The sequence below is a fragment of the Tardiphaga sp. vice154 genome (assembly GCF_007018645.1).
Lineage (GTDB): Bacteria > Pseudomonadota > Alphaproteobacteria > Rhizobiales > Xanthobacteraceae > Tardiphaga.
In genome coordinates, this window is sequence record NZ_CP041399.1 from 4138245 (window position 1) to 4159856 (window position 21612).

A 21612-nucleotide genomic window follows, 5' to 3' on the forward strand; every position below is an offset into this window, starting at 1 on the left:
TGCTCCCACCATCGTTGCGTCGCAATAGATCGATTTGATGACGTGATCGTGGATGTGTCTCGACGATCTGTTCGCCGCTGCTGCAACGGGACAGTCATCGATTGAAGGTCGGCGCACGCGATCACATGATATCGGAGATCGACAAATTGGACACACATCTCGCGTCCCCCGACCTCACGGTCGACGGCATCGCCGTCAACGTTCACTCGCTTCCGGAAGGCGTCTCATCCATCGTCGATGCAGCTGAACACGGCGACAATTTCAGCGTCTGCACGCTCAATCTCGACCATGTGGAGAAGCTGCGGCATCATCCCGCTTTTCTGTCGGCGTATCGCCGCGCGCGGTTTGTTACGGCCGACGGCTTTCCCATCGTGGCCTTGAGTCGTCTGCTGGGCACGCCTATCGACCGCACCACGGGCGCCGATCTAGTGGAGCCGGTTTGCCGCGAAGCAGGCAAGAAGCGCCTTCCCGTGTTTCTTCTTGGCTCGAACGATTCGACGCTTGAGGCAGCGTCGCAGCGCTTGCGCGATCGGTATGAAGGTCTGGATGTCGTGGGCTGCATCGCGCCCGGACGGAATTTCGAAGCCTATTCCGGAGAGGCGGACATCGCCATCGACCGGATTCGCCGCTCCGGCGCAAAAATATGTTTTGTCGCGCTCGGTGCGCCGCGCCAGGAGCTGTTCGCGGCGCGCTGCCTGGATGAACTCACCGGCACCGGCATGCTGTGCATCGGTGCAGCGCTGGATTTCATCGCGGGCACGCAGACCCGTGCGCCCGCGCTCTCCCAGAAATACGGGCTCGAATGGGCATGGCGCATGCTGCAGAATCCCAGACGGCTCGCCCCGCGCTATGCGCGCTGTCTCGGCACCGTGCCGCAGTTGGTAGCCCGCACATTGCCGCAGATTTTCGGCGCCCGCATGAGGAAAGCAGCATGATTTCGACAGTGACCCTGGCGCAGCGGGCGCGAAACGTTAGCCATATGCCGGAACGATATCAGATCTGCTTGCTGCATCCGTTCGACCCGCGGGGCTCGAAGGTGGGCGGGCTGGAAACCTACATTCGCGACTTCATCACCTTCCATCCCACCGACACCGACCTGCTTTTCATCGGTGTCGATTCCACCGGCGATCTCAAGCTCGGGGAGATTCACAGGCTCACCTTCCGCGGCCGCACCTTCGACTTCCTTCCTATTCTGCATTACTCGGACATCCAGGCCCGCGAGGCCGCGCAAACAATTCGCGCGTCCCTCACCGGCCAGTTTTTCGTGGCGCTGCTGCGCTACTTCGCTCCAATCGCAAAGATCATTCGCCGTAGAAAATGCTCGATTGACCTGCGCCGCGTTGAATTCTCATGGCTACCGACGTTGCTGCGGCTGCCGTTCGTGCAGATGCTGCATGGCGAAGGTGCGCCGAAAATGCAGATGGATTCGCTGTTGCGGAAATATGCGTTCGTTCACAATGTGGGAGAGCGTTTTGCAGTCGCCATGAGCGAACGTTTTCTCTGCGTCAATCCATTCATTACCGAACGGCTGCAGAAGACCTATCCGCACAGTCGGAAGAAGATCGATACGCTCTGGACCTGGGTAAACACCGACATCTTCAAGCCGCAACCGTTCACGGCCGAGACCGCACCGTTTCGGATCGTGTTCGCCGGACGTCTCGACGAGTTCAAGGATCCGCCGCTGATGTTCAAGACCATCGATCGGTTGCGCGAGCACCTGAACGGAAAGATCGAATTTCACTATATCGGCACCAGCGATCCGCATCGCTTCGCCGAATTCGCGGCCATCGAGCCCATCACCGTGCGACACGGCTTCAAGGATGCCGCGGGCATGGCTGCGACGCTTGCATCGGCCCATGCCGGAATTTTGACATCCGAATTCGAGGGGATGCCACGCTGCGTGCTGGAAATGCTGGCCGTCGGACGTCCGGTCGTCGCGGTGCATTTACCGCAACTCGAACCGGTGATCCACGACGGCAGCAGCGGCTACCTCGTGCCACGTCACGGCACGCCCGACGATATGGCCGACAAGCTGGCGCAGCGGTTTCTCGACATTCGCGCCGCCATCGCGGCCGGCGGCCTGTCCCCCGACATCATTGCGGAATCGATCTCCGACTTCACGCCGAACACCCAGCTGGCGCGCGTCTATGGCTATCACAAGGATATCCAGAACTCGCGATTCATGGCTGCGGCGTCACACTCCTGTTGAGGTCCGATTTGAACATTTTGTTGCTCACCAGCGAGTTCTCCCCCGCACAGGGCGGAATTGGAACCTATGCCCGAGAAATGGCGCTGGCCGCGACCGCTCTCGGAGCAGATGTCACGGTTGCGGCTCCGGCGTATGCCCGGGGCGCGGCCAACGATGACGATCCCCTGACGTTCCCGGTCCAGCGTTTCCCGGGAGGCCTGCATTCGTCGCGCGACCTGCCCGCCAAGATCGCGCTCGCTCGCCAGATGGTTCGCCACAAACAGTACGATGTCGTGCACGGCGCTGACTGGCCGTTCTTCATCCCCGTCGCCCTGTCACGGGGGCTGACCAAAGCCCGGCTGCTGATGACGGTTCACGGCACCGAGATCAACGAAGTCCAGACGCCGCTCAAGCGTCTCGCCATTGAGGCCTCCGGCGCGTTCGGCAGGCGCACCGAGATTATCGCCAACAGCAGATACACCCTGGATCTGTTCAGCGAAAAGTTTCCGGCAAAGTCGCCGCGCGCCAAGGCGGTGCAACTGGGCGTATCCCCGTTCTGGTTTGGCCAAGGACGATCGCGCGACGACACCCGCAGGGTCCTCGGCATCATGGAGGATCGGGTCGTGATTGTGACCGTGGCCCGGATCACGCGCCGCAAGGGACACCATCTGACGCTCGCAGCGCTCAATACACTTACGGACGATTTGCGCAGACGCATCACCTGGCTGGTCATCGGCCCCGATGGCGAAGCCGACTATGTCGACGCCCTGCGAAGTGTCGTCGGGGTGACAGATTGCGACGTGCGCCTGCTCGGCGCCCTTCCCGATGCGGCGATCCGCGACATCTACAACGCCGCCGATTTCTTCTGCCTGACCTCCGCGCCGGATCCATCCGGCCGCGTCGAGGGGTTTGGCCTGGTCTATCTGGAAGCCGGCGGCGCCGGCCTTCCGAGCGTCGCGACGGCGATCGGCGGTGTGCCCGACGCCGTCATCGCCGACGTGAGCGGCTTGCTGGTCGTGCCAAACGTGATCGCCATCGCCGAAGCCATCGCACGAATGGCGGGCGACCACAGCCTGCGCGCGCTCCTCACCGCGGGCGCCGTCGCCCATGCGCGCGCTTTGTCGTGGGAGCGCTGTGCGGCCGAAACGTACGGGCTTGCGCGCAAGACGGCGCCGGATGTCGCGACGGGCGAACAAATGGTCGCCGTACCGAGCATCGCCCTATGAAGGGCATAGCGTCGGCCGTGCTGTTACTCGCGCTCGCAAGCGGCGCCGCACAAGCAGAGAATTGCGGCAAGAGCCGCGACTATCTGCTGGGCGGGCTCGCGGGAGATCTGCCCATGCCGCGGCAAGCCTATGAAAGCCTGTTCAAGACATGCATGACGACGTCCGGCATGGCCAACGTCAAGGATGCCTACATGCTGAAGGACGGCGGCATCGCCGTCACGCCCAAGCAGGACAGCATCTCGGCGACCGCGGCAACGTTGTCGCGATTTTGCGACAACTATCCCCGCTCCACGCTGCGATTTCTGACCCGCAGGGAGATCCGGCAGACAGCAGCCCTATCGGCAATCGTCCGGATCTCATCACAATCATCGACATCCTGCCAAAAGATCAAAGGCATTTTGTGACTGGGCAAATAACGCATGGCGGCGGTCTGCGCTTCGGTTTTTGGTAAAATCAATCGTGGCCGCCGAAGGCTATCATGATTGAGAATCATGCGCACCAAGTTCGGGCTGCAATCCGATCCTCACCGGTCTAGACGATACCCTTCTTCCTAAGCGCGGCGACCCGTTCGCCGTCGTAACCGATGGTGGACAGGATCTCGTCCGTGTTGCAGCCGAGCAGCGGCGGCGCGCGATACTCGGTGATCGGCGTGCCCGAGAAAGTCAGCGGATTTCGGACGAGCGAAAGCGCCGGCTCGAAGGGATGGTCCACGCTCACGCGCATGCCGCGGGCCTGAACGTGAGGATCCGAAAAAACCTGATCGAAGTCGTTGATCGGGCCGGACGGCACGCCGACGGCCTCCAGACGCTCCAGCCAGTAGGCGACCGGCTGCTTCAGGAAAAGACCGGCGAAGATGGCCATGATCTCTTTGCCGTGGACGACGCGATCATTGTTTTTCAGGAAGCGCGGATCTTTCGCCAGGCCCGGCTCGCCGAGCACGTCGCATGTGCGCTGGAACTGACCGTCGTTGCCATTGACGAGCATCAACTCGCCGTCGGTGCAACGGAAGACACCGGCCGGCATGCCGCCATTGCCCCAGGTGCCGCGACGCGGCGGGACCTTGCCGTTGATGAGATAGATCTGCAGCCAATGCGATAGCGAGGCGATCACGGTATCGAAGAGACAAGCATCGATATGCTGTCCCTCGCCGCCGCCAGCGTCGCGATGATAGAGCGCCGACATAACTCCGATGGTGGCGTTCAGGCCGGTCATATAGTCAACGATCGAGGGACCGACCTTCATTGGACCTTCGCCAGGCTCACCATCGAGATGGCCGGTGACGCTCATGAGACCGCCCATCGCTTGCAGGATCGCGTCGTAGCCGGCACGTGTGGCATACGGACCTGTTTGTCCGAAGCCCGTCACGGAGCAGTAGACAATGCGTGGGTTGATAGCTTTGATCGCGTCGTAGTCGAGACCATAGCGCTTGAGGTCGCCTACTTTATAGTTTTCCAACAACACGTCGGCGGTCTTGACGAGTTCACGAATGATCTCCTGGCCTTCCGCCGTAGCCACATTGACCGTGACCGACTTCTTATTGCGGTTGGCGCAGAGATAGAATGAATTATCGAGTCTGCTACCTTCCGGATCGGTCAGATAAGGAGGGCCGAACGCGCGGGAATCGTCGCCAGTTCCGGGGCGTTCGATTTTGATGACCTCAGCGCCGAGATCACCGAGCATCTGACCGGATATCGGGCCGGCAAGCACCCGCGTCATATCGATAACCTTGATGCCCGTGAGCGGCAGAGCCGACATGCATTCCTCCTGTTAGGTCTATTCGTCACGTCGGCCGCGGTGGACGTGTGAAGCGAGCGCTTACAGGAAAATCACCCGGAGTGCACTTCTTTCTGAGCATGAGGGCTATCCAATTCAGGCGGGCACGGAATGGCGCTCTTGATTCCCGGATACCGGAATTTCAAGCCCAAGCAGCCCCTTACGAATCAGCCGGATTATCCGGGAGGGACGGGTCCGTGATGACATGGGCATACCGGTAGCGCGCACCGCCGCTGCGAATGGGTCCGACCGGCCTGGGGCATGATCCAATATTTCGGTCAGATGCCAATCTTCACGCTGTTCCATACTCTCCTCGTCACCCACCTGCTCAATCGAATAAAATCAGGCATGACAAGGCCTTGCACGTCCCAAGGTTCCTGCTTCGCGGATCGGCCTGCCAACGTTACGGCCTTACAGCCGGCGTCTCGATCGGCATGCCTTTCGCGCGCGACATCAGATAGAGCTCCAGCTCGACCATCTCGGGATCATCGGCCTGATAGGGCCGCGCGCGTGTACCGATCATGCAACTGCGCAGGCGGCGTTTGAGCGATCCTGTGCCCTGCCATTCCAGCCGGTAGATCGGATACCCCGTCGGATGCGCCTGGGTAATCGCGGAGCCCGCAAGGCGGCGGTCCCAGTTGTCGTCGTGACAGTTCGCACAGGCGAGGTTCAACTGGCCCTGGCGGCGCCCGAACAACGCCTTGCCATTCGCCACGAATGGCGCGAGCCGCGGATCAACGCCGGCCTCGATCGGCATGCCGCGCGATTGCCGGCCGACGAGGATGGCGAGCGCATTGAGTTCGCGGCTTTCGTCGGCGAACGGCGTTGCCTGCTGGTGGCGGGTACGACACAGATTGATGCGTTGTTCAATGTCGACAGGCCTGTCAGATTTATCATCATAGGCGGGATAGCGTGCCGCCACGCCGCGCATGCTGGCCGCGACGTCACCATGGCAATCGGCACAGGCGCGACTTGCGGCGCCGGCCTTTTGCTTCCAAAGCGTTTCGCCGTCGAGCACGGCGAGCATGCCGGGGTTGGCGGTGTCATCGTTCTGCATCGCCCGGGTTTCCGGCGCCATGAATGTTGCACCGGAACGACGCTCGTCTCTCGGAATCTCGGCGGCATCGACCCGTGCGAGGGACATCGCTGATACGACGAAAGCCACGATGCCGATCGCGCGCCGTTTCTTCATGATACGGTGATGCTGGCCGATGCCGTTTCCGAAAAACCGTTGTCGCCGGTCCAGCGAAACTCGAAGGAACCGCTCTCGGTCGCAACGGTGAAGAACGCGATGAACGGATTCGCGGAGAATGCGGGAAACAGCTCGGCGCGGAACACTTCGACGCCGTTATAGCGACAACTGAAGTCGGTGATGATGTTGCGCGGGATGACCGCGCCGGTCTCGGTGTGGCGAAAACCGGTTTCCATGATGTGCGACATCAAGGTCTTGATCTCGATGACGTCTCCGCGCTTCGCACTGGCGGGGACGTTGATCAGTGCGGAAGCCATCAGCTTGCCTCCTCGGTGCAGGCGGCGAGCGTGACGACGACGTCGGCCGTGGCCGACCAGAGCGAGCCGTCGGACAGCCGGGCGATGGCCGTCAGCGTCTGCGTATCGGCGAGCCGGATGCGGGTCGCGATCTGGCCGCGGCCGGCGCGCGGGCCGAGATAGAAATTGCCGACATTGGGTTGCGGATTTTTCTCATTGAAGACGTGGATGCTGACGACATGGTCGGCGTCCGTCATCGGGCTGGTCACCGAAACCGTGATCGGCACCGTGTTGCCGTTTTCCACCAGAGGCGGCACGTCGAACTTGACCTTGCCGGGACGCACCGGCGCGCCTTTCACGACGTCACGAATGGCAGCCTTCATCGCGTCCGGCGTGGCCCTCGCAGGCCAGGAGACGCTCGACAGCGCGCTGACGACCGCGGCATTACCCGCGATCACAAGAAGCTGGCGACGGGTGGCGTGAAGCTCGGGCATTGCACACTCTCTTCTCATGGTTCGCGCAACGTCGCGAGATAGGCGACCACGTCCTCGACCTGCTCCGCGGACAGGATCGGCTTGCCGCGCCAGGCCTCGCCGACCCGGTGCAGCCCGTCGATCCTATAGTAAGACGGCATGATCGTCGCCGCATTGAGGCGGGCCGCGTCGACCACGCGCAGCCGCAACTGTCCTTCGGTCCAGCGAGCCCCCGTCCCGGCCAGGCTCGGCGCCAGGTCGCCCTGGAACCGCTGCTCGGCGAACGGGCCGCTGTGACACAAGAGGCAGGTGAACTGCCGGTTGACGACAATGGCGCGCCCGCGCGCCGGATCGCCGGTCGTGCCGGTCAACGACGCCACGATCGCATCATCGACCACGGCATAAGGCCGCAATTCGTCGGCACGCGCAGCAGCCGGCATGGCAACCATCGCCGCAGCCAGCAACACCATCTCGATCCGGCGCTTATCCAAAGGCTTCCGCCGTGATCGTCTGATACCAGCGCCGGGCATAGGTCGCCTCGCGGGCGCGGAAGTCGCGCGGCACCTCCAGCGGACTGACGCCGCCGGCGCCTTCGACGTCGGTGAGCAGGCCGTTCTTCGGCTGGTATACGCCGGCAATCGAGATGCCATAGTCCGGCGCAACCAGACTGTAACAGGTATTGATCAGCTTCGGCACCGTCGGCGCCTCGCCGGCGAGCAGCGCCACGACGGCGGCCGCGCATGCCTTAGCCTGAGCGTTGGCAGTGAAGGCCGATTTCGGCATGCCGCCGCCGATGCAGGCATCGCCGATGACATGGATGTTCGGCACCAGCTTGGACTCGAAGCTGACGGGATCGATCGGGCACCAGCCGGACCGGTCAGCGACGCCCGCGATCTCGGCGATACGTCCGGCACGCTGCGGCGGAATGACGTTGGCGACCTGCACGGTGTGCCGGGCGAACTCGGTGACCAGCGTGTTGGCCGCCGGCTCGACGGACGTCACCTTGCCACCCTGCGACAGCCCGACCCATTCGATGATGCCGGGATACAGCTCCTGCCACGCATTCTGGAACAGGCGCTGCTTGGAAAACGCGTCCTTGGCGTCGAGGATGATCAGCTTAGAGCGCGGCTTCGTTGTCTTGAGATAGTTTGCGATCAGGCTGGCGCGCTCGTAAGGCCCCGGCGGGCAGCGATACGGATTGGCGGGGACCGAGATCGCGACGACGCCGCCATCGTCCATCGACTCCAGTTGGCGCTTCAGCAGCAGCGTCTGCTCGCCGGCTTTCCACGCATGCGGCATGCGCGCGCTGGCGGCTTCGTCAAAGCTCGGCAGCGCGTCGAAGCGCAGTTCAATGCCCGGCGACACCACCAGGCGGTCATAGGCGAGCGTGGTGCCGTCAGCGAGACCGACGCTGCGCGCCTGCGCGTCGATTTTTGTCGCCGCCTGGATGATAACCTTGATGTCATCAGCCGCCACCCTGTCGTAGCCGAACTGCTGGGCCTGCATCGGACGGTCGCCGGCGATGACTTCATTGCTGAACGGACAGGCGGTGAAGGTGCGGTTCGCCTCCACCAGCGTGACCTGCAGTGCAGGATTGATCTGGCGCAGCGCCCGCGCGCAACTGGCGCCGCCGAAGCCACCGCCGATCACCACGACCCGCGGCGACGCCTGCGCGATGGCCGGCATCGACAGCGCCAGCGACGCGGCAGCCGCACTGCCAAGAAACTGCCGCCGGGATGTGTGTGTGCGATTCATAAAGTCGCGCTACTTCTGGGTTGCCAGCCACGCCGCGATGGCCTGCAGCTCGTCGTCCGAAAACCCCTTGGCAATGCGGTTCATCACCGTCGCCGGCTTTGAGCCTTCCTTGAACGATTTCAAGGCCGCAAGCATCTCGGCGGGGTCGCGGCCGAAAATGCCGGGGATCGCAGATGAGGCGTCCTCATGCCGCGCATGGCATCCCGAACACGACGCCGCGCCGGGCGGTGGCGAGGCCGCTTGCGCGGGACCAGCCACCGCCAGACACGTCGCCAGCCACCCGACCGACATCAGCTTCATGCGAAGATGATGTCGTGGTTCTTCAGCGGCACCGTTCGGATGCGTTTGCCGGTGGCGGCAAAGAAGGCGTTGAGCACCGCCGGCGCCGCGACGCAGATCGTCGGTTCGCCGACGCCGCCCCAGAACCCGCCCGACGGCAGCAGAATGGACTCCACCTTCGGCATTTCCTTCATGGTCATGGATTGGTAGGTGTCGAAATTCTCCTGCTCGATGCGGCCGCCCTTGACGGTGCACTCGCCGTAGAACAGCGCCGACAGCCCGTAGACGAACGACCCCGCGATCTGGCGGTCGATCTGCCATGGATTGACCGCGTGGCCGGGATCGGTGGCGGCGACGATGCGGTGGATCTTGATCTTGTTGCCGTCGATGACAGAGATCTCGGCCGCCGCGGCCACGTAGCTGCCGAAGCCCATGTGCTGGCAGAGGCCGCGGAACACGCCCTGCGGCGCCGGGGTGGTCCAGCCGATCTTCTCGGCCACCGCATTCAACACCGCGAGATGCTTGGGATGTTTCGACATCAGCTTGCGTCGGAACTCGAGCGGATCCTGCTTCACCGACAGCGCGAGTTCATCCATGAAGCATTCGAGATAGATCGCATTCTGGTTGACGTTGACGCCGCGCCAGAAGCCCGGCGGGACGTGCGGGTTGCGCATCGAGTGATCGACCAGCAGGTTCGGAATCGTGTAGCCGATCGCCGCCTCGCCGCTAGCGTTGAGCCCCTGGAAGGCGACGGGGTCCATGCCGTTCTGCATGCCGTCCGGGCGGACGCTGGCGAGGATCGACTGGCCGGAAATCCGCATATGCAGGCCGACCAGATTGTTGTCGGCGTCGAACGCACCGACCAGCTTGCTTTGCGTGGTTGGATGGTAGCGGCCGTGCAGCATGTCCTCTTCGCGCGACCACATCAGCTTGACCGGCGTGCCGGGCATCTGCTTGGCAATGTCAACGGCCTGCCGGACATAGTCGGTCATGCCGCGGCGACCGAAGCCGCCGCCCGGCATGATCTTGTAGACCTCACACTTGTCGCTCGGCAGGCCGGACGCCTCGACGACGGCGGCAAACACCGCCTCGCCGTTCTGGGTGCCGGTCCATACTTCGCATCTGTCCGCGGTATAGAGCGCGGTCGCGTTCATCGGCTCCATCGTGGCGTGATTCTGGTAGGGATACGCGTAGGTCGCCTCCACCACTTTCGCCGCCCCCGCGATGGCCGCCCGGGCGTCGCCGACCTTGTGGCCGGCAAAGGCCGGCTGCGCGAGATCGAGACCCTCGGCCAGCCATTTCGCGATCGAGGCGCTGGACACCTTGGCATTGTCGCCTTCGTCCCACACGACCGGCAGGGCGGCCAGCGCGGTCTTGGCGTGCCACCAGGTGTCGGCCACGACGGCGACGGCACTGCCGCCGACGCGCACGACCTTCTTGACGCCCTTCATGCCGACGATCTTGGATTCGTCATAACTCTTCAGCTTGCCGCCGAACACCGGGCAATCCACGATCGCGGCATTGAGCATCCCCGGCATGGTAATGTCGGCGCCGTAGATCATCTTGCCGTTGGTTTTCTCGACCGTATCGAGCCGCTTCAGCGGCTTGCCGGCGATGGTCCAGTCCTTCGGATCCTTCAATTTCACGTCGGCCGGCGGCTGCAACTTGCCGGCGGCTTCCGCGACCTGACCGTAGGTCAAGCTGCGCCCGGACGGCGTGTGGGTGATGACGCCTTTGGCGGTCGTGCATTCCCCGGCGGGCGCGGCCCACGTGTTGGCGGCGGCCTGTACCAGCATCAGCCTTGCTGCGGCGCCGCCCTTGCGGACATAGTCATGCGACGAACGAACGCCTCGGCTGCCGCCGGTGGAGAAATCGCCCCAGACGCGCTTGCGGGCGACGCTCTGGCCGGGGGTGGGATATTCCGTCGTCACCTTCGACCAGTCGCATTCGAGTTCCTCGGCGACCAGCTGCGCCAGGCCCGTCAGCGTGCCCTGCCCCATCTCGGAACGGGCGATGCGCACGACCACGGTATCGTCGGGACGGATCACCACCCAGGCATTGACCTCGGGCGAGCCGTCAGCGGCGTGAACGAGTTTCGGTCCGAAGGGCAGATCGAAACCGATGGCCAGGCCGCCGCCTGCGGCAGCGGCGCCGAGCACGAACGAACGGCGGTTCAAGGCGGGAGACTGCTTCATGATCGCCTCCCTCACGCGCCGGCCGCGGAATGAATGGCTTCCCGCACCTGCTGGAACGTGCCGCAGCGGCAGATATTGGTCACCGCGAGGTCGATATCCTCGTCGGTCGGCTGCGGGATCGTCTCGAGCAGCGCCGCCACGGCCATGATCATGCCGCTCTGGCAATAGCCGCACTGCGGGACATCGTGGTCGATCCAGGCCTGCTGCACCTTATGCATCACGCCGTTGGCCGCCAGACCTTCGATCGTCGTGATCTTTTTGCCGACTGCTTCGCTGAGCGGCAGACTGCAGGAGCGCACCTGCTGTCCGTCGACATGAACCGTGCAGGCGCCGCATAGTGCAATGCCGCATCCATATTTGGTTCCGGTGAGCCCGACGTTCTCCCGGATCGCCCACAACAGCGGCATATCCGGCTCGGCATCGACTTCGTAGGTCTTCCCGTTGATCAGGAGGTTTGCCATCGCAGTTCCCTTGGACAGTGGCGCCTATCGCCGTTCGCCTAAGTTTTATCTGTAACCAGACCAAGTCCAAATCAATTATGTGTTGGAACTGACGACAGGTCGTCCAATGCGCGTATTTCGAGCGTCACTGCGCGTCACCGATCTTTTTCACTTTGCAGCGGGAAACGCGGCAATCATGTCGAGTTCGATCCGGGCGCCGGGCGTCGACAACTGATTGATGCAGATCGTGGTGCTGGCGGGCGTCCAGGTGCCGAAATATTCTTTCAACACCGCGACCATGCCGTCCTGGTCGCGGACGTCGGTCAGGTACTTCGTCACCTTGACGATGTCGGTCCAGGTCAGGCCTTCGTGGTCGAGGATCGTCTTGATGGTCTCCATCGCCCGCCTTGTCTGGTCCTCGATCCGGTTGGGGTGGTCGTGTTCGCTGATGTCGTGCGGATGCTTGTGGTACAGCGGGGACGGCGTCGCGCCGGATATGAACAACAGCCCGCAGGGGCTTTCGACCCGGATCGCTGGCGCATAGGGCATGTCCGGTCGCCGTTCCGGGATGGTCTGGATTTCCTTGATGTTCGGATTGGTCGGCGAGGACTGAAACGCTGGCTTGCTGGTCATCGAGAACTCCGGCACGGTTTGGAAGCTGAAGGAAGTTTGCGCTCGCGCGCGATGATGTCAAATGGTGGCGCCCGCCATGTGGCCGGCGGGCATTGCCGCCCTGATCAACTGGCGCAGCCGCGCCGGCGAGACCGGGTGCTCGTTGACGCGAATGCCGAATGGCGCAAGCGCATTCTCGATCGCGGCGATGATGCAGGCCGCCGCAGGGATGGTGCCGCCCTCGCCCGCGCCCTTGACCCCGATCGGGTTCAGCGGCGACGGCGACTGGATGTGGATGATTTCGATCCGCGGCACTTCCGGCGCCGTCGGCAGCAGATAGTCGGCATAGGTCGTCGTGACCGGCTGACCGGCCTCGTCATAGATCATGCGCTCGAACAGCGCGTTGCCGATGCCGTGGACGACGCCGCCGCGCACCTGGCCGTCGACCAGCATCGGATTAATCAGCAGACCGCAATCATGCCCCACCACATAGCGGGTGATCTCGACCCGGCCGGTGTCGATAGCGACTTCCACTTCGGAGAGATGCGTCCCGTTGGCAAAGGTGTTCTTGCGCGCTTCATAATAGGCCGTGGCCGAAAGGCCCGGCTCGACCCCGGGCACGATCGGGATGCCGCTCATGCCGTTCAGGCGCGAGGCAATCTGGCTGAGCGGCACATGCAGTCCGGCGGCGCCGACCACCCGTACCGCGCCGTCCTCCAGCACCAGATCGGCTTCGGAAGCTTCGAGCATCTCGCTCGCCACCTTCAGCGCCTTGGCGCGCACGGCAACGGCGGCCTGATGCACCGAAGATCCCGCGGTCACCGCGGTGCGGCTGGCAATGGCGCCGATGCCCAGCGGAAACTTCGCGGTGTCCGCGGCTTCGACGACGATATCCTCGAGGCGCACGCCGAGAATGTCGGCGCAGATCTGCGCAAAGATCGTGGCGTGCCCCTGTCCCTGGCTCGCCGCGCCGGTGAAGATGACGACCTTGCCGCTCGGCTCGACGCGAATGGTCGCGCCTTCGAACGGCGCCAGCCCGGTATCCTCGGTGTAGCTCGCAATGCCGCGGCCGAGATAGCGACCCTTGGCCAGCGCCGCCGCCTGCCGTTCGGCGAAATCGCCGCCGGCACGGTCCAGCACGGCCTCCAGGCATGCATGATAATCGCCGCTGTCATAGGTGATCGGCGAACCGTCGCGCGCGTTCATGCCGGTGAGGTAGGGGAACTGGTCCTTGCGCACGAAGCTGCGCCGCCGCACCTCGGCGGGATCGAGCGACAATTCGCGCGCCACGCGATCGGTCAGCCGTTCCAGCACGAAGCAGGTGGTGGGACGGCCTGCGCCACGCACCGGCGTGTTGGGCACCAGATTGGTGAACACGATATCGATCCTGATATCCACCGCCTGCAGCGCATAGGGGCCTGGAAACGCTGCCAGCGACGTCACCGCCGCGCCGAGGCCGTAGGGAACGTAGCCGCCATTGTCGTGCAGGCAGCGGCCGCGAACGGCCAGCAGGCGCCCGTCGGCATCGGCCGCGACCTCGAGTGCCCAAGCCTGGTCGCGCTGCTGCGCGGTGGCCACGAAATGCTCGCTGCGATCCTCGACCCATTTGACCGGGCGCTGCAGCTTCAACGCCGCCAGCGGCAGCACGATTTCCTCAGGGTAGAACACACCCTTGGGGCCGAAGCCGCCGCCGACGTCCGGCGCGATCACGCGCACCGTGCGCTCCTCGCGGCCGAGATGATCCGCGATCAGACGCCGCACCATGTGCGGCATCTGGGTCGACGTCCATACCGTCAGACCGTCGCCCATCGGGTCCGGCATCGCCACGACGCCGCGGCATTCCATCGAGTGGCAGCCGCCGCGGTGCACCTCGAAAGTTTCCGAGAACACATGCGGCGCACTCGCAAAAACCTTTTCGACGTCGCCGAAACGGCCATGCAGCGAGGCCACCGCATTGTCCGGCGATTCCGCATGAACGCGCGGCGCGCCGGCATCGAGCGCCCGGCGCCAGTCGACGACGGCGTCGAGCACCTCGTAATCGACCTCGACCAGCGCCGCGGCATCCTCGGCGATCGCGCGGCTCTCGGCGATCACCACGGCGATCGGCACGCCGACGTGGCAGACTTCGCGATCGGCGAGTGGCTGGTAGTTCAGGGGCTGCCGGACATTGCCGACAGGAACCGTATGCGGCAGCCGTTTGCTGGCAAGCTCTCCGAGATCCGCCGCGGTGTAGACGGCGATGACACCGGGCAGTTGTCGCGCCGCCGCGGGATCGACGCTGACGATGCGCGCATGCGCATGGGCAGAGCGCACGAAGGCGGCATGCAGCACGCCGGTGATGGCGAGATCGTCGAGATAGCGACCCTGCCCGGTGATCAGCCTGGGATCCTCGACCCGACGCACGCCGGATCCGAAGTAGCGCACGCCCATCAGACGTTTCCCCGCAGCGCGCGAGCGGCATCCAGCGCGGCATCGACGATAGTCTCGTAGCCCGTACAGCGGCACAGATTGCCGGAGATCGCGTCGCGGATCGCGGCCTCGTCGGCATCCGGGATGTCCGCGAGCACGGCCTTGATCGTCATCATCATGCCGGGCGTGCAGAAGCCGCACTGCAGGCCGTGGCGGTCCCAGAACGCCTGCTGGATCGGATGCAGCGTGCCGTCGGGCGCAGCCAATCCTTCGATGGTCACGATAGTGGCGCCATGGGCCTGCCCCGCGAACATCAGGCAGGAGCGAACCGGCGCGCCGTTGACGATCACCGTGCAGGCACCGCATATGCCGTGTTCGCAGCCGATATGGGTGCCGGTCAGCTTCAGGTCATGGCGGAGCAGATCGCCGAGATGGCGTCGCGGCTCGACGTCAGCTTCGAACAGCCGGCCGTTGACGGTGAGCCGAACACGCTCCAGAGCGGGGCAATCATCGCCATCGTTCTGCGCCGGCTGCGAGGTCATGACGGCTTCTTCACCCGCGCGCGGGGCCGCCCGCCGTCAGCCAGCGCCACGATGACGAGGATCTCGTCCGGCCGCGGCGCATTGGCCACCATGACGCTCAACGTATCGAACTGGTCGAAAACCCAGACGTCGTCCTTGTCGCCGAGCGGCACATCGATGGTCGCGCCGACCGCGCCGATCTTGACGTTGGATGGTATGATCGCCTGCCCGCCACCGATCGCCGCCCGCATCGGCTTGCCCATCCGCGGATGCAGTATCGCGGCGGCATGCTCAAGATCGCCGGAGGTGCCGACGATCGCGGCCTTTCCGTAGGAGATCGCCGGCCGCGGCAGAACTGTCAGCGCCTCGCGCACCAGGAGCTCGCCGAGATCGGCGCCGAAGCCGATCAGTTGTTCGAGGTCGTCCTGGGCGCGGCCAGCGAGCGGATTGGCAATCACGGCGCAGGCGGCGACGCGCGTCACCGGCGCGTACGCAGCCTGTCCGCCTTCGAAATAGATCACGTCCTTGATCGTGGTGAGCCTTCGGATTTCCATTCAAGCCTCCAGCATGCGGTCGAAGTTGCGGCGCAGGATCAGCTCGACCTGATCGGCCGGCAAGGCATTTTTGACGAAGTTGACGGGATCCGGTTCGCCCAGCGGAAACGGCGCGTCGCTGCCGAGCATCAGATGCTCGACCGGCACCACGTCGGCGACATAGCGCAGGATTGCTGGCTCAAAGCAGATGGTGTCGAAATACAACCGGCGCAGATAGTCGCCCACCGGCATGGTCAGCGTGCTCGACAACGCCGGATTGGTGTCGACCTCGCGCTGCATCCGCGCCCGCAGCACCGGACTGAATGCGCCGGCATGGGCGCAGACCAGCTTCAGCGTCGGCCAGCGGTCGAGAAAGCCGGAGCAGATCATCTTCAGGATGTTGATGGTGTTGTCGAACAGATAGCCGGCGACAATGGTCAGTTCGTATTCGCGGGTGCGGTCCTTGCCTAGCGGATCGGCGGGATGCACGAACAGCGGCACGTTGAGATCTACTGCAGCCTGGAAGATCGGCTCGAAGCGTTCATCGTGCAGATAGACGCCGCGCACGTTGGACGCGATGTGGCCGCCGACAAAGCCGTGATCGCGCACGCAACGGCGCAATTCCGTTGCTGCAGCCTGCGGGTCCTGCATCGGCAGCAACGCCCAGCCACCGAACCGGGTCCGGTCCGGGGCGATGGCCGATGCCAGCGAATCGTTGAACACCCGCGCCGCCTCGGTCGCGACTTTGGCGTCGAGGTAATAGTCGATGAACGGCGTCGCCAGCGACAGGATGGTCCGCTCCACGCCGTCGCGCTGCATCCGCTCGCGCTGCTTGTCCATCTCGAAAAACGTCGTGTTAAGCCCGAAATGCATGCCGCGGATATCGAGATCAACGAGATCGCCCTCCCGCCGCTTGATCCGGATCGCGAATTCGTCGCGAGCCTGCGCGAAGCGAAAGAATTCGTCCGGGACGAAATGGCAGTGAATGTCGGTGATCATCGTCAGAGTCCCAGGTAAGCCGTCTTCAACCGTTCGTCATTGAGCAGCGCGCTGCCCTTGCCTTCCATGACGATGCGGCCATTCTCCAAGACGTAGGCGCGGTCGGCGGTGTGCAGCACGTGGTGCACGTTCTGCTCGACGATCATCACCGTCAGGCCCTTGGCGCGCAGGTCGATGATGAGGTCGAACAGCAATTTCACGTAAATCGGTGCGAGCCCTTCCGTCGGCTCGTCGAGCAGCAGCACGCGCGGCTTCGCCATCAAAGCGCGGCCGATCGCCAGCATCTGCTGCTCGCCGCCGCTCATCGAGCCCGCAACCTGCTTGCGTCGCTCCGCGAGCACCGGCAGCAAGGTAAACACCTCGTCGAGCGTCTGCCGCGCCACCGCGCGCGCTTCCGCCGCATAGGCGCCGATCTCGAGATTTTCCAGCACCGTCATGAACGGGAACAGCCGACGCCGCTCCGGCACCAGCACCAGTCCCCTGGCTGGTCGTTCGAACGCCGGCAGGCCCTCCATGGCGATGCCTTCGAGCAGGACTTCGCCCTGATAGGTGGTGCGCAGCCCCGCCAGCGTGAACATCAGCGTGCTCTTGCCGGCCGCGTTGGCGCCGACCAAACCGACGATCTCGCCCGCGCCAACCGTGAGATTGACATCGTGCAGCACCTGAACGGCGCCGTAGGAGGCGTTGAGATTGCGAACTTCAAGCAAGGATCATCTCCTCGCCGAGATAGGCCTTCACGACCGCGGGATCGCGCGCCATCACCGCCGGCGTGCCCTCCGCAATCTGCTTGCCGCGGTTGATCACCACCATGCGCGTCGCCGTCTTCATGATGGCGTAAAGGACGTGCTCGACCCAGATCACGGTGATGCCCCGCGCCGGCAACTCGGCCACGAATTTGGTCATCGCGCCGACTTCCGTGGGCGTCAGACCGGCCATGATCTCGTCGAACAGCACCAGCTTCGGCCGCATCGCCAGCGCGCGGGCGACCTCGAGACGCTTGAGCAGGCCGACCGTCAGCGCGCTTGCCGGCGATCCGGCATAATCGGCCAAGCCGACATCCGCCAAGGTCGCCTCCGCGAGCTTGCGGGAGCCCGCGATCGATTTTTCGCGCAGGAAGGCGCTGAGCATGACATTCTCGATCACCGACAATTGCCGGTACGGCTTCGGTATCTGGAAAGTGCGGGCAACGCCGAGCCGCGCCATGTCGTGCGCTTTCCAGCCGGTCACCGGCCTGCCCTCGAACAGTATCTGTCCGGAGGAAGGCGGCAGTACGCCGGCGATCAGATTGAACAGCGTACTCTTGCCGGCGCCGTTCGGCCCGATCAGGCCGAGCAGTTCGCCGGGCTCGACCGCGAACGAAACGTCGTTGACCGCCAGCGTCGTGCGGAACGAGCGGCTGACATGACGCACTTCCAGCAGCGCGCTCATGGCGTCGGCCTCCGGCGCTTGAATTTGTTGAGCGCGCCGGCCAGACCTGCTGGGAAATACAGCATCACGATGATCAGGCCAAAACTGTAGATGACGAGATGCAGGCCGGCGGCGGCATTGCCGAGATAGGAGCGCAGCAATTCGGAGAGCGGCGTGATCAGAAAGGAGCCGAGCACCGGGCCGATCGCGGTGCCGAGGCCGCCGACGGCCGGTAGCAGCGCGAACTGAAAGGAGAGCTCGGGCGAGATCACATAGGTCGGATCGAGATAGAGGAAATATTGCGCGAACAGCGATCCGCCGATGCCGGTCAGCGCCGCGCTCAACGCCATCGCCAGCGCTCGGCCGAGCAGCGGGTTGACGCCGGCGGCGCTCGCCGCATCCTCGTTGTCGCGGATCGCAAACAGATAGTATCCGTAGCGCGATGCCTCGAGGCCCTTGGTGATCGCATAGACGAAGACCAGATAGCCGAGCATCAGCGCGGCGTAGGTCTCCTTCGAGGCGAACACCATTCCGCTCAGGCTGGACATCGGCGGGATCGACAGGCCCTCGGGTCCGCCGGTGAGCGAGGCCCAGTTCAGGGCAATGATGCGAACGACCTCAGCGAAGGCCAGCGTCGACAGGATGAAGAACGGGCCACGCAGCCGGGCGCAGATCAGCGCCAGCACCGCACCGAACAGCGCGGCGATCACGGCCCCGGCCCAGATCCCGATCCATGGCGAGATGCCATAGCGCGTCAGCAGGATGGTCGACGTATAGGCGCCGACGCCGAAGAACGCCGAATGGCCGAATGAGATCAGGCCGGCATAGCCGCCGGCGATATTCCACGCCAGCGCCAGCCCTGCGAACAGGAAGCTGAGCAGGATCACGTCGCGCAGGCTTGGAGCGATGCCCGACACGACAAGCGCCAGCGAGATCGCCAGCAGCGCCAGCTCGAACCAGGAGATGCGACCGCGCTCCGGCAAAACCGGGATGCGGCGTTCTGAAACGGTGGTGGTGACGATGCTCGACATGGCCCTACTCGTTCATGCCGACGGTCGCAGCACCCTGCTGACCAAGGAGGCCGTTCGGCCGGAAAATCATCACCAGCAGGAACAGCACGAAGAAGAACAGCTGTCCGAACGCCGGCGCGATGTAATAGCTGCTCAGCGATTGCATGACGCCGACGCAGATGCCGCCGAACAGCGCGCCCTCGATGCTGCCCATGCCGCCGAGCACCACGATGACGAAGGCGATCAGCACGAAGTTCAGCCCGACCGAGGGGAACACCGAGAACAGCGGCAGCATGACGCAGGCCGCGAGGCCGACCAGCGCCGAGCCGCCGGCAAAGGTGATCAGGAAGATGCGCGGCACCGGGATGCCCATCAGCATCGCGGCCTCGCCGTCCTGCACCGTGGCGCGGATCGCCTTGCCGAGATAGGTCTTCTTGATCATCCACTGCAGGGCGACGGTGCACAGGATGGTGATCAGGAAGCCGAGCAGCAGCTCGACCTTGAGGTAGATCGGGCCGATGGTCAGCGAGCGGCCAAAGATCGGGGGAATGTCGCGCAGATCAGCGGTCATCGCCATCAGCGCGGCGTTCTGCAGGAAGATCGACAGCGCCATGGTGGCAAACACCACCACCAGATGCGGCTTGTCGAGTGCGGGGCTGACCACCAGCCGGTAAACGATGGCCCCGAACAGGAACATTGCCGGCACGATGGCGATCGCCGCGACATACGGGTTGAGCCCGAACAGCTGCGAGATCGCCCAGGCGCCGTACATCGCGATCATCAGGAATTCGCCATGCGCGAAGTTGACGATGCGCAGCACGCCGAAGATCAGGGTCAGGCCGATGCTCATCAGCGCATAGACGCTGCCGATCAGCACACCGGACAAGACAAGCTGGATGAAGGTGCTCATGGCATTGACCGAGCGGCCGCGCGAGGGTCGGGTCCCCGCGCGAACCGGTTCAGCGGTTGCTCCACTTCGGCAATGGCACCATGGCGGCTTCGCTGGTGGCGAGGCTCGGCGGATAGACCTCTTCGTTGCCGGCCTTGGTCCACTGCCAGACGCCAATCGATGCGCGCAGGTTCTGTCCCGCGTCCTTCGGATCGTCGGCCCAATCGAAATTGGTGAACTTGATGCCGCTGCCGTTGACCAATGATCCTTCCGGCAGGTCGAGCTTGAGCGCGATCTCGCGCAGCTCGTCGGGCTGGAAGGTCTTGGCCTTCGGCAGCACCTCGGTAAACAAGGCCCAGATCGCCGAGAACCCAGCCGCGGCATGGCCGGCGGGCGCGCGCTTCAGCTTGGCCTCGTAGCGCTTGTAGAACTCCTCGGCGACTTTCTTAACCTCGGGCTTCAGCACGTTGGCATTCACCTTCGGCGGAAAGTCGGCGACGAAAATGCCGACCACGGAATCGCCGATCGAGTCGCGCAGGTCCGGCGACGAATAGCCGGCACTAACGCCGACAAAGGCGTTGACGTTGAAGTCGAGCTCCTTGGCCTTGCGCTGGAACAGGATGGCGTCGTTGGGGAACGAGATCGCGATCAGGATGTCGGGCGTGACGTCCTTCAGTTTCTGCACGATCGGGGTCATGTCGGTCGCAGTCTGGTCATAGCCTTCGTCGTAAGCGAGCTTGATGCCCTTGGTCTGCGAATAGGCGCGGATGCCGTCGCCGACCGATTTGCCGAACGCCCGGTTCTCCCACAGCAGCGCAATTTTCAAGTCGGTTACCGGCTTTTTCAAGCGCTTGGCGAGATCGTCGAACACGAAGTCGACCGCAGCCTGGCCGTATTTGCGCGCGGGGGCGCCTACCTGGAAAGTGTATTTGAAGCCACGGCGGGTGATGATCTCGGCTGCGCCCGTCGTCTCCCAGTGAAATGCCCCGTTGCGCTCCGCCGCCTGACTGACGGCAATCGCGATCGGCGACGCGAACGAGCCGGTCGTGATCTTGATGCCCTCCTTGGTGATCAGCCGCTCGGTCTCGCTGATCGCGGCGTTCGGCGTGGTGGCGTCGCCCTGCAGATACTCGATCTTGCGACCGTTGACGCCGCCGCGCTCGTTGATCATCTCGCGGGCGATCTGCATCGCTTCCCAGTTCTCAATGCCGTTCTTCGCCAGCGGCCCGGTGAAGGGCAGCAGCACGCCGATCTTGATCGGCTCCTGGGCGCCCGCCGACATCGTGGTAGCAAGCAAGAGGCTTGCAAACATCGTGCTCAAACGAAGAAGACGTCGCATTGGTTCAGCTCCGGTGCAATCGATCGGGTCCCAGCGACGCAAAGCCTAGCGGCGACATTTACATGCAGCAATCGAA

The 21612-nt window shown here is 63.9% G+C and carries 23 protein-coding genes; 4 read left to right on the forward strand and 19 right to left on the reverse strand.

Features of this window, described 5'->3' with window-relative positions; all coding sequences use genetic code 11:
- Window positions 1-101 precede the first annotated feature (101 nt).
- The 4 genes from FIU28_RS19340 to FIU28_RS19355 are packed head-to-tail and all read left to right on the forward strand — an operon-like array spanning window position 102 to window position 3818.
- The gene (locus tag FIU28_RS19340) at window positions 102-935 is read left to right on the forward strand and encodes a WecB/TagA/CpsF family glycosyltransferase (protein WP_246660739.1); all 834 of its coding nucleotides are present in this window, start codon (window positions 102-104) and stop codon (window positions 933-935) included.
- The gene (locus FIU28_RS19345) at window positions 932-2209 is read left to right on the forward strand and encodes a glycosyltransferase family 4 protein (RefSeq protein WP_143574790.1); all 1278 of its coding nucleotides are present in this window, start codon (window positions 932-934) and stop codon (window positions 2207-2209) included. The genes FIU28_RS19340 and FIU28_RS19345 overlap by 4 nt, the downstream gene beginning before the upstream one ends.
- Before the next feature lie 8 nt (window positions 2210-2217).
- Window positions 2218-3414 (forward strand): glycosyltransferase family 4 protein, encoded by a 1197-nt coding sequence (locus tag FIU28_RS19350; protein WP_143574791.1) that lies wholly within the window; start codon window positions 2218-2220, stop codon window positions 3412-3414.
- Entirely contained in the window at window positions 3411-3818 is a 408-nt protein-coding gene (locus FIU28_RS19355; protein ID WP_210245418.1) for a hypothetical protein, read from the forward strand. Before FIU28_RS19350 ends, FIU28_RS19355 begins: the two co-directional genes overlap by 4 nt.
- Window positions 3819-3945: 127 nt before the next feature.
- Here FIU28_RS19355 and FIU28_RS19360 read toward each other — a convergent pair whose 3' ends face one another.
- The 19 genes from FIU28_RS19360 to FIU28_RS19455 form a co-directional block, all read right to left on the reverse strand.
- Entirely contained in the window at window positions 3946-5169 is a 1224-nt protein-coding gene (locus FIU28_RS19360) for a CaiB/BaiF CoA transferase family protein (RefSeq protein ID WP_143574792.1), read from the reverse strand.
- Between the two features lie 421 nt (window positions 5170-5590).
- On the reverse strand, window positions 5591-6331 hold the full coding sequence (gene soxA, locus FIU28_RS19370; protein ID WP_441351308.1) for a sulfur oxidation c-type cytochrome SoxA: 741 nt from the start codon (window positions 6329-6331) through the stop codon (window positions 5591-5593).
- A gap of 44 nt (window positions 6332-6375) precedes the next feature.
- Complete coding sequence (soxZ, locus tag FIU28_RS19375; RefSeq protein WP_143574794.1) at window positions 6376-6696, reverse strand: thiosulfate oxidation carrier complex protein SoxZ; 321 nt, start codon at window positions 6694-6696, stop codon at window positions 6376-6378.
- Complete coding sequence (locus tag FIU28_RS19380; RefSeq protein WP_246660740.1) at window positions 6696-7169, reverse strand: SoxY-related AACIE arm protein; 474 nt, start codon at window positions 7167-7169, stop codon at window positions 6696-6698. The genes soxZ and FIU28_RS19380 overlap by 1 nt, the downstream gene beginning before the upstream one ends.
- Window positions 7170-7183: 14 nt before the next feature.
- Window positions 7184-7618: a sulfur oxidation c-type cytochrome SoxX gene (gene soxX, locus FIU28_RS19385; RefSeq protein ID WP_210245535.1), complete on the reverse strand. Its 435-nt coding sequence runs from the start codon at window positions 7616-7618 to the stop codon at window positions 7184-7186.
- A 13-nt stretch (window positions 7619-7631) separates the two neighbouring features.
- Entirely contained in the window at window positions 7632-8903 is a 1272-nt protein-coding gene (locus tag FIU28_RS19390) for an NAD(P)/FAD-dependent oxidoreductase (RefSeq protein ID WP_143574796.1), read from the reverse strand.
- A gap of 9 nt (window positions 8904-8912) precedes the next feature.
- Window positions 8913-9203: a c-type cytochrome gene (locus FIU28_RS19395; protein ID WP_143574797.1), complete on the reverse strand. Its 291-nt coding sequence runs from the start codon at window positions 9201-9203 to the stop codon at window positions 8913-8915.
- On the reverse strand, window positions 9200-11377 hold the full coding sequence (locus FIU28_RS19400; RefSeq protein ID WP_143574798.1) for a xanthine dehydrogenase family protein molybdopterin-binding subunit: 2178 nt from the start codon (window positions 11375-11377) through the stop codon (window positions 9200-9202). Before FIU28_RS19400 ends, FIU28_RS19395 begins: the two co-directional genes overlap by 4 nt.
- Window positions 11378-11388: 11 nt before the next feature.
- The gene (locus FIU28_RS19405) at window positions 11389-11838 is read right to left on the reverse strand and encodes a (2Fe-2S)-binding protein (RefSeq protein ID WP_143574799.1); all 450 of its coding nucleotides are present in this window, start codon (window positions 11836-11838) and stop codon (window positions 11389-11391) included.
- 147 nt (window positions 11839-11985) lie between these two features.
- Window positions 11986-12450 (reverse strand): RidA family protein, encoded by a 465-nt coding sequence (locus FIU28_RS19410; protein WP_143574800.1) that lies wholly within the window; start codon window positions 12448-12450, stop codon window positions 11986-11988.
- Window positions 12451-12507: 57 nt separating this feature from the next.
- Window positions 12508-14859, reverse strand: a complete 2352-nt coding sequence (locus tag FIU28_RS19415) for a xanthine dehydrogenase family protein molybdopterin-binding subunit (protein WP_143574801.1) — start codon at window positions 14857-14859, stop codon at window positions 12508-12510.
- Window positions 14859-15380 carry a (2Fe-2S)-binding protein gene (locus FIU28_RS19420; protein ID WP_143574802.1) on the reverse strand — a complete coding sequence of 174 codons (522 nt, stop codon included), beginning with the start codon at window positions 15378-15380 and terminating at the stop codon, window positions 14859-14861. Before FIU28_RS19420 ends, FIU28_RS19415 begins: the two co-directional genes overlap by 1 nt.
- Complete coding sequence (locus tag FIU28_RS19425; RefSeq protein ID WP_143574803.1) at window positions 15377-15913, reverse strand: amino acid synthesis family protein; 537 nt, start codon at window positions 15911-15913, stop codon at window positions 15377-15379. The genes FIU28_RS19420 and FIU28_RS19425 overlap by 4 nt, the downstream gene beginning before the upstream one ends.
- Complete coding sequence (locus FIU28_RS19430; RefSeq protein ID WP_143574804.1) at window positions 15914-16891, reverse strand: amidohydrolase family protein; 978 nt, start codon at window positions 16889-16891, stop codon at window positions 15914-15916.
- A 2-nt stretch (window positions 16892-16893) separates the two neighbouring features.
- Window positions 16894-17598, reverse strand: coding sequence for an ABC transporter ATP-binding protein (locus tag FIU28_RS19435; RefSeq protein ID WP_143574805.1), 705 nt, complete (start codon window positions 17596-17598; stop codon window positions 16894-16896).
- A complete protein-coding gene (locus FIU28_RS19440) occupies window positions 17591-18319 on the reverse strand; it encodes an ABC transporter ATP-binding protein (protein ID WP_143574806.1) in 729 nt (242 codons plus the stop codon). The genes FIU28_RS19435 and FIU28_RS19440 overlap by 8 nt, the downstream gene beginning before the upstream one ends.
- Window positions 18316-19329, reverse strand: a complete 1014-nt coding sequence (locus FIU28_RS19445; RefSeq protein WP_143574807.1) for a branched-chain amino acid ABC transporter permease — start codon at window positions 19327-19329, stop codon at window positions 18316-18318. Before FIU28_RS19445 ends, FIU28_RS19440 begins: the two co-directional genes overlap by 4 nt.
- A 4-nt stretch (window positions 19330-19333) precedes the next feature.
- Window positions 19334-20218 (reverse strand): branched-chain amino acid ABC transporter permease, encoded by an 885-nt coding sequence (locus FIU28_RS19450; RefSeq protein WP_168202986.1) that lies wholly within the window; start codon window positions 20216-20218, stop codon window positions 19334-19336.
- 49 nt (window positions 20219-20267) lie between these two features.
- The gene (locus FIU28_RS19455; RefSeq protein WP_143574809.1) at window positions 20268-21536 is read right to left on the reverse strand and encodes an ABC transporter substrate-binding protein; all 1269 of its coding nucleotides are present in this window, start codon (window positions 21534-21536) and stop codon (window positions 20268-20270) included.
- Window positions 21537-21612: the final 76 nt, after the last annotated feature.

Bases quoted from the DNA above. Each gene is read 5' to 3' on its own strand.
- FIU28_RS19400 (WP_143574798.1), bottom strand. From the start codon at position 11,377: ATGAAGCAGTCTCCCGCCTTGAACCGCCGTTCGTTCGTGCTCGGCGCC.
- FIU28_RS19415 (WP_143574801.1), bottom strand. From the start codon at position 14,859: ATGGGCGTGCGCTACTTCGGATCCGGCGTGCGTCGGGTCGAGGATCCC.
- FIU28_RS19380 (WP_246660740.1), bottom strand. From the start codon at position 7,169: ATGCCCGAGCTTCACGCCACCCGTCGCCAGCTTCTTGTGATCGCGGGT.
- FIU28_RS19455 (WP_143574809.1), bottom strand. From the start codon at position 21,536: ATGCGACGTCTTCTTCGTTTGAGCACGATGTTTGCAAGCCTCTTGCTT.
- FIU28_RS19410 (WP_143574800.1), bottom strand. From the start codon at position 12,450: ATGACCAGCAAGCCAGCGTTTCAGTCCTCGCCGACCAATCCGAACATC.
- FIU28_RS19445 (WP_143574807.1), bottom strand. From the start codon at position 19,329: ATGTCGAGCATCGTCACCACCACCGTTTCAGAACGCCGCATCCCGGTT.
- FIU28_RS19420 (WP_143574802.1), bottom strand. From the start codon at position 15,380: ATGACCTCGCAGCCGGCGCAGAACGATGGCGATGATTGCCCCGCTCTG.
- FIU28_RS19360 (WP_143574792.1), bottom strand. From the start codon at position 5,169: ATGTCGGCTCTGCCGCTCACGGGCATCAAGGTTATCGATATGACGCGG.
- soxZ (WP_143574794.1), bottom strand. From the start codon at position 6,696: ATGGCTTCCGCACTGATCAACGTCCCCGCCAGTGCGAAGCGCGGAGAC.
- FIU28_RS19395 (WP_143574797.1), bottom strand. From the start codon at position 9,203: ATGAAGCTGATGTCGGTCGGGTGGCTGGCGACGTGTCTGGCGGTGGCT.
- FIU28_RS19405 (WP_143574799.1), bottom strand. From the start codon at position 11,838: ATGGCAAACCTCCTGATCAACGGGAAGACCTACGAAGTCGATGCCGAG.
- FIU28_RS19430 (WP_143574804.1), bottom strand. From the start codon at position 16,891: ATGATCACCGACATTCACTGCCATTTCGTCCCGGACGAATTCTTTCGC.
- soxA (WP_441351308.1), bottom strand. From the start codon at position 6,331: ATGTCCCTCGCACGGGTCGATGCCGCCGAGATTCCGAGAGACGAGCGT.
- FIU28_RS19355 (WP_210245418.1), top strand. From the start codon at position 3,411: ATGAAGGGCATAGCGTCGGCCGTGCTGTTACTCGCGCTCGCAAGCGGC.
- soxX (WP_210245535.1), bottom strand. From the start codon at position 7,618: ATGGTGTTGCTGGCTGCGGCGATGGTTGCCATGCCGGCTGCTGCGCGT.
- FIU28_RS19390 (WP_143574796.1), bottom strand. From the start codon at position 8,903: ATGAATCGCACACACACATCCCGGCGGCAGTTTCTTGGCAGTGCGGCT.
- FIU28_RS19440 (WP_143574806.1), bottom strand. From the start codon at position 18,319: ATGAGCGCGCTGCTGGAAGTGCGTCATGTCAGCCGCTCGTTCCGCACG.
- FIU28_RS19425 (WP_143574803.1), bottom strand. From the start codon at position 15,913: ATGGAAATCCGAAGGCTCACCACGATCAAGGACGTGATCTATTTCGAA.
- FIU28_RS19450 (WP_168202986.1), bottom strand. From the start codon at position 20,218: ATGAGCACCTTCATCCAGCTTGTCTTGTCCGGTGTGCTGATCGGCAGC.
- FIU28_RS19345 (WP_143574790.1), top strand. From the start codon at position 932: ATGATTTCGACAGTGACCCTGGCGCAGCGGGCGCGAAACGTTAGCCAT.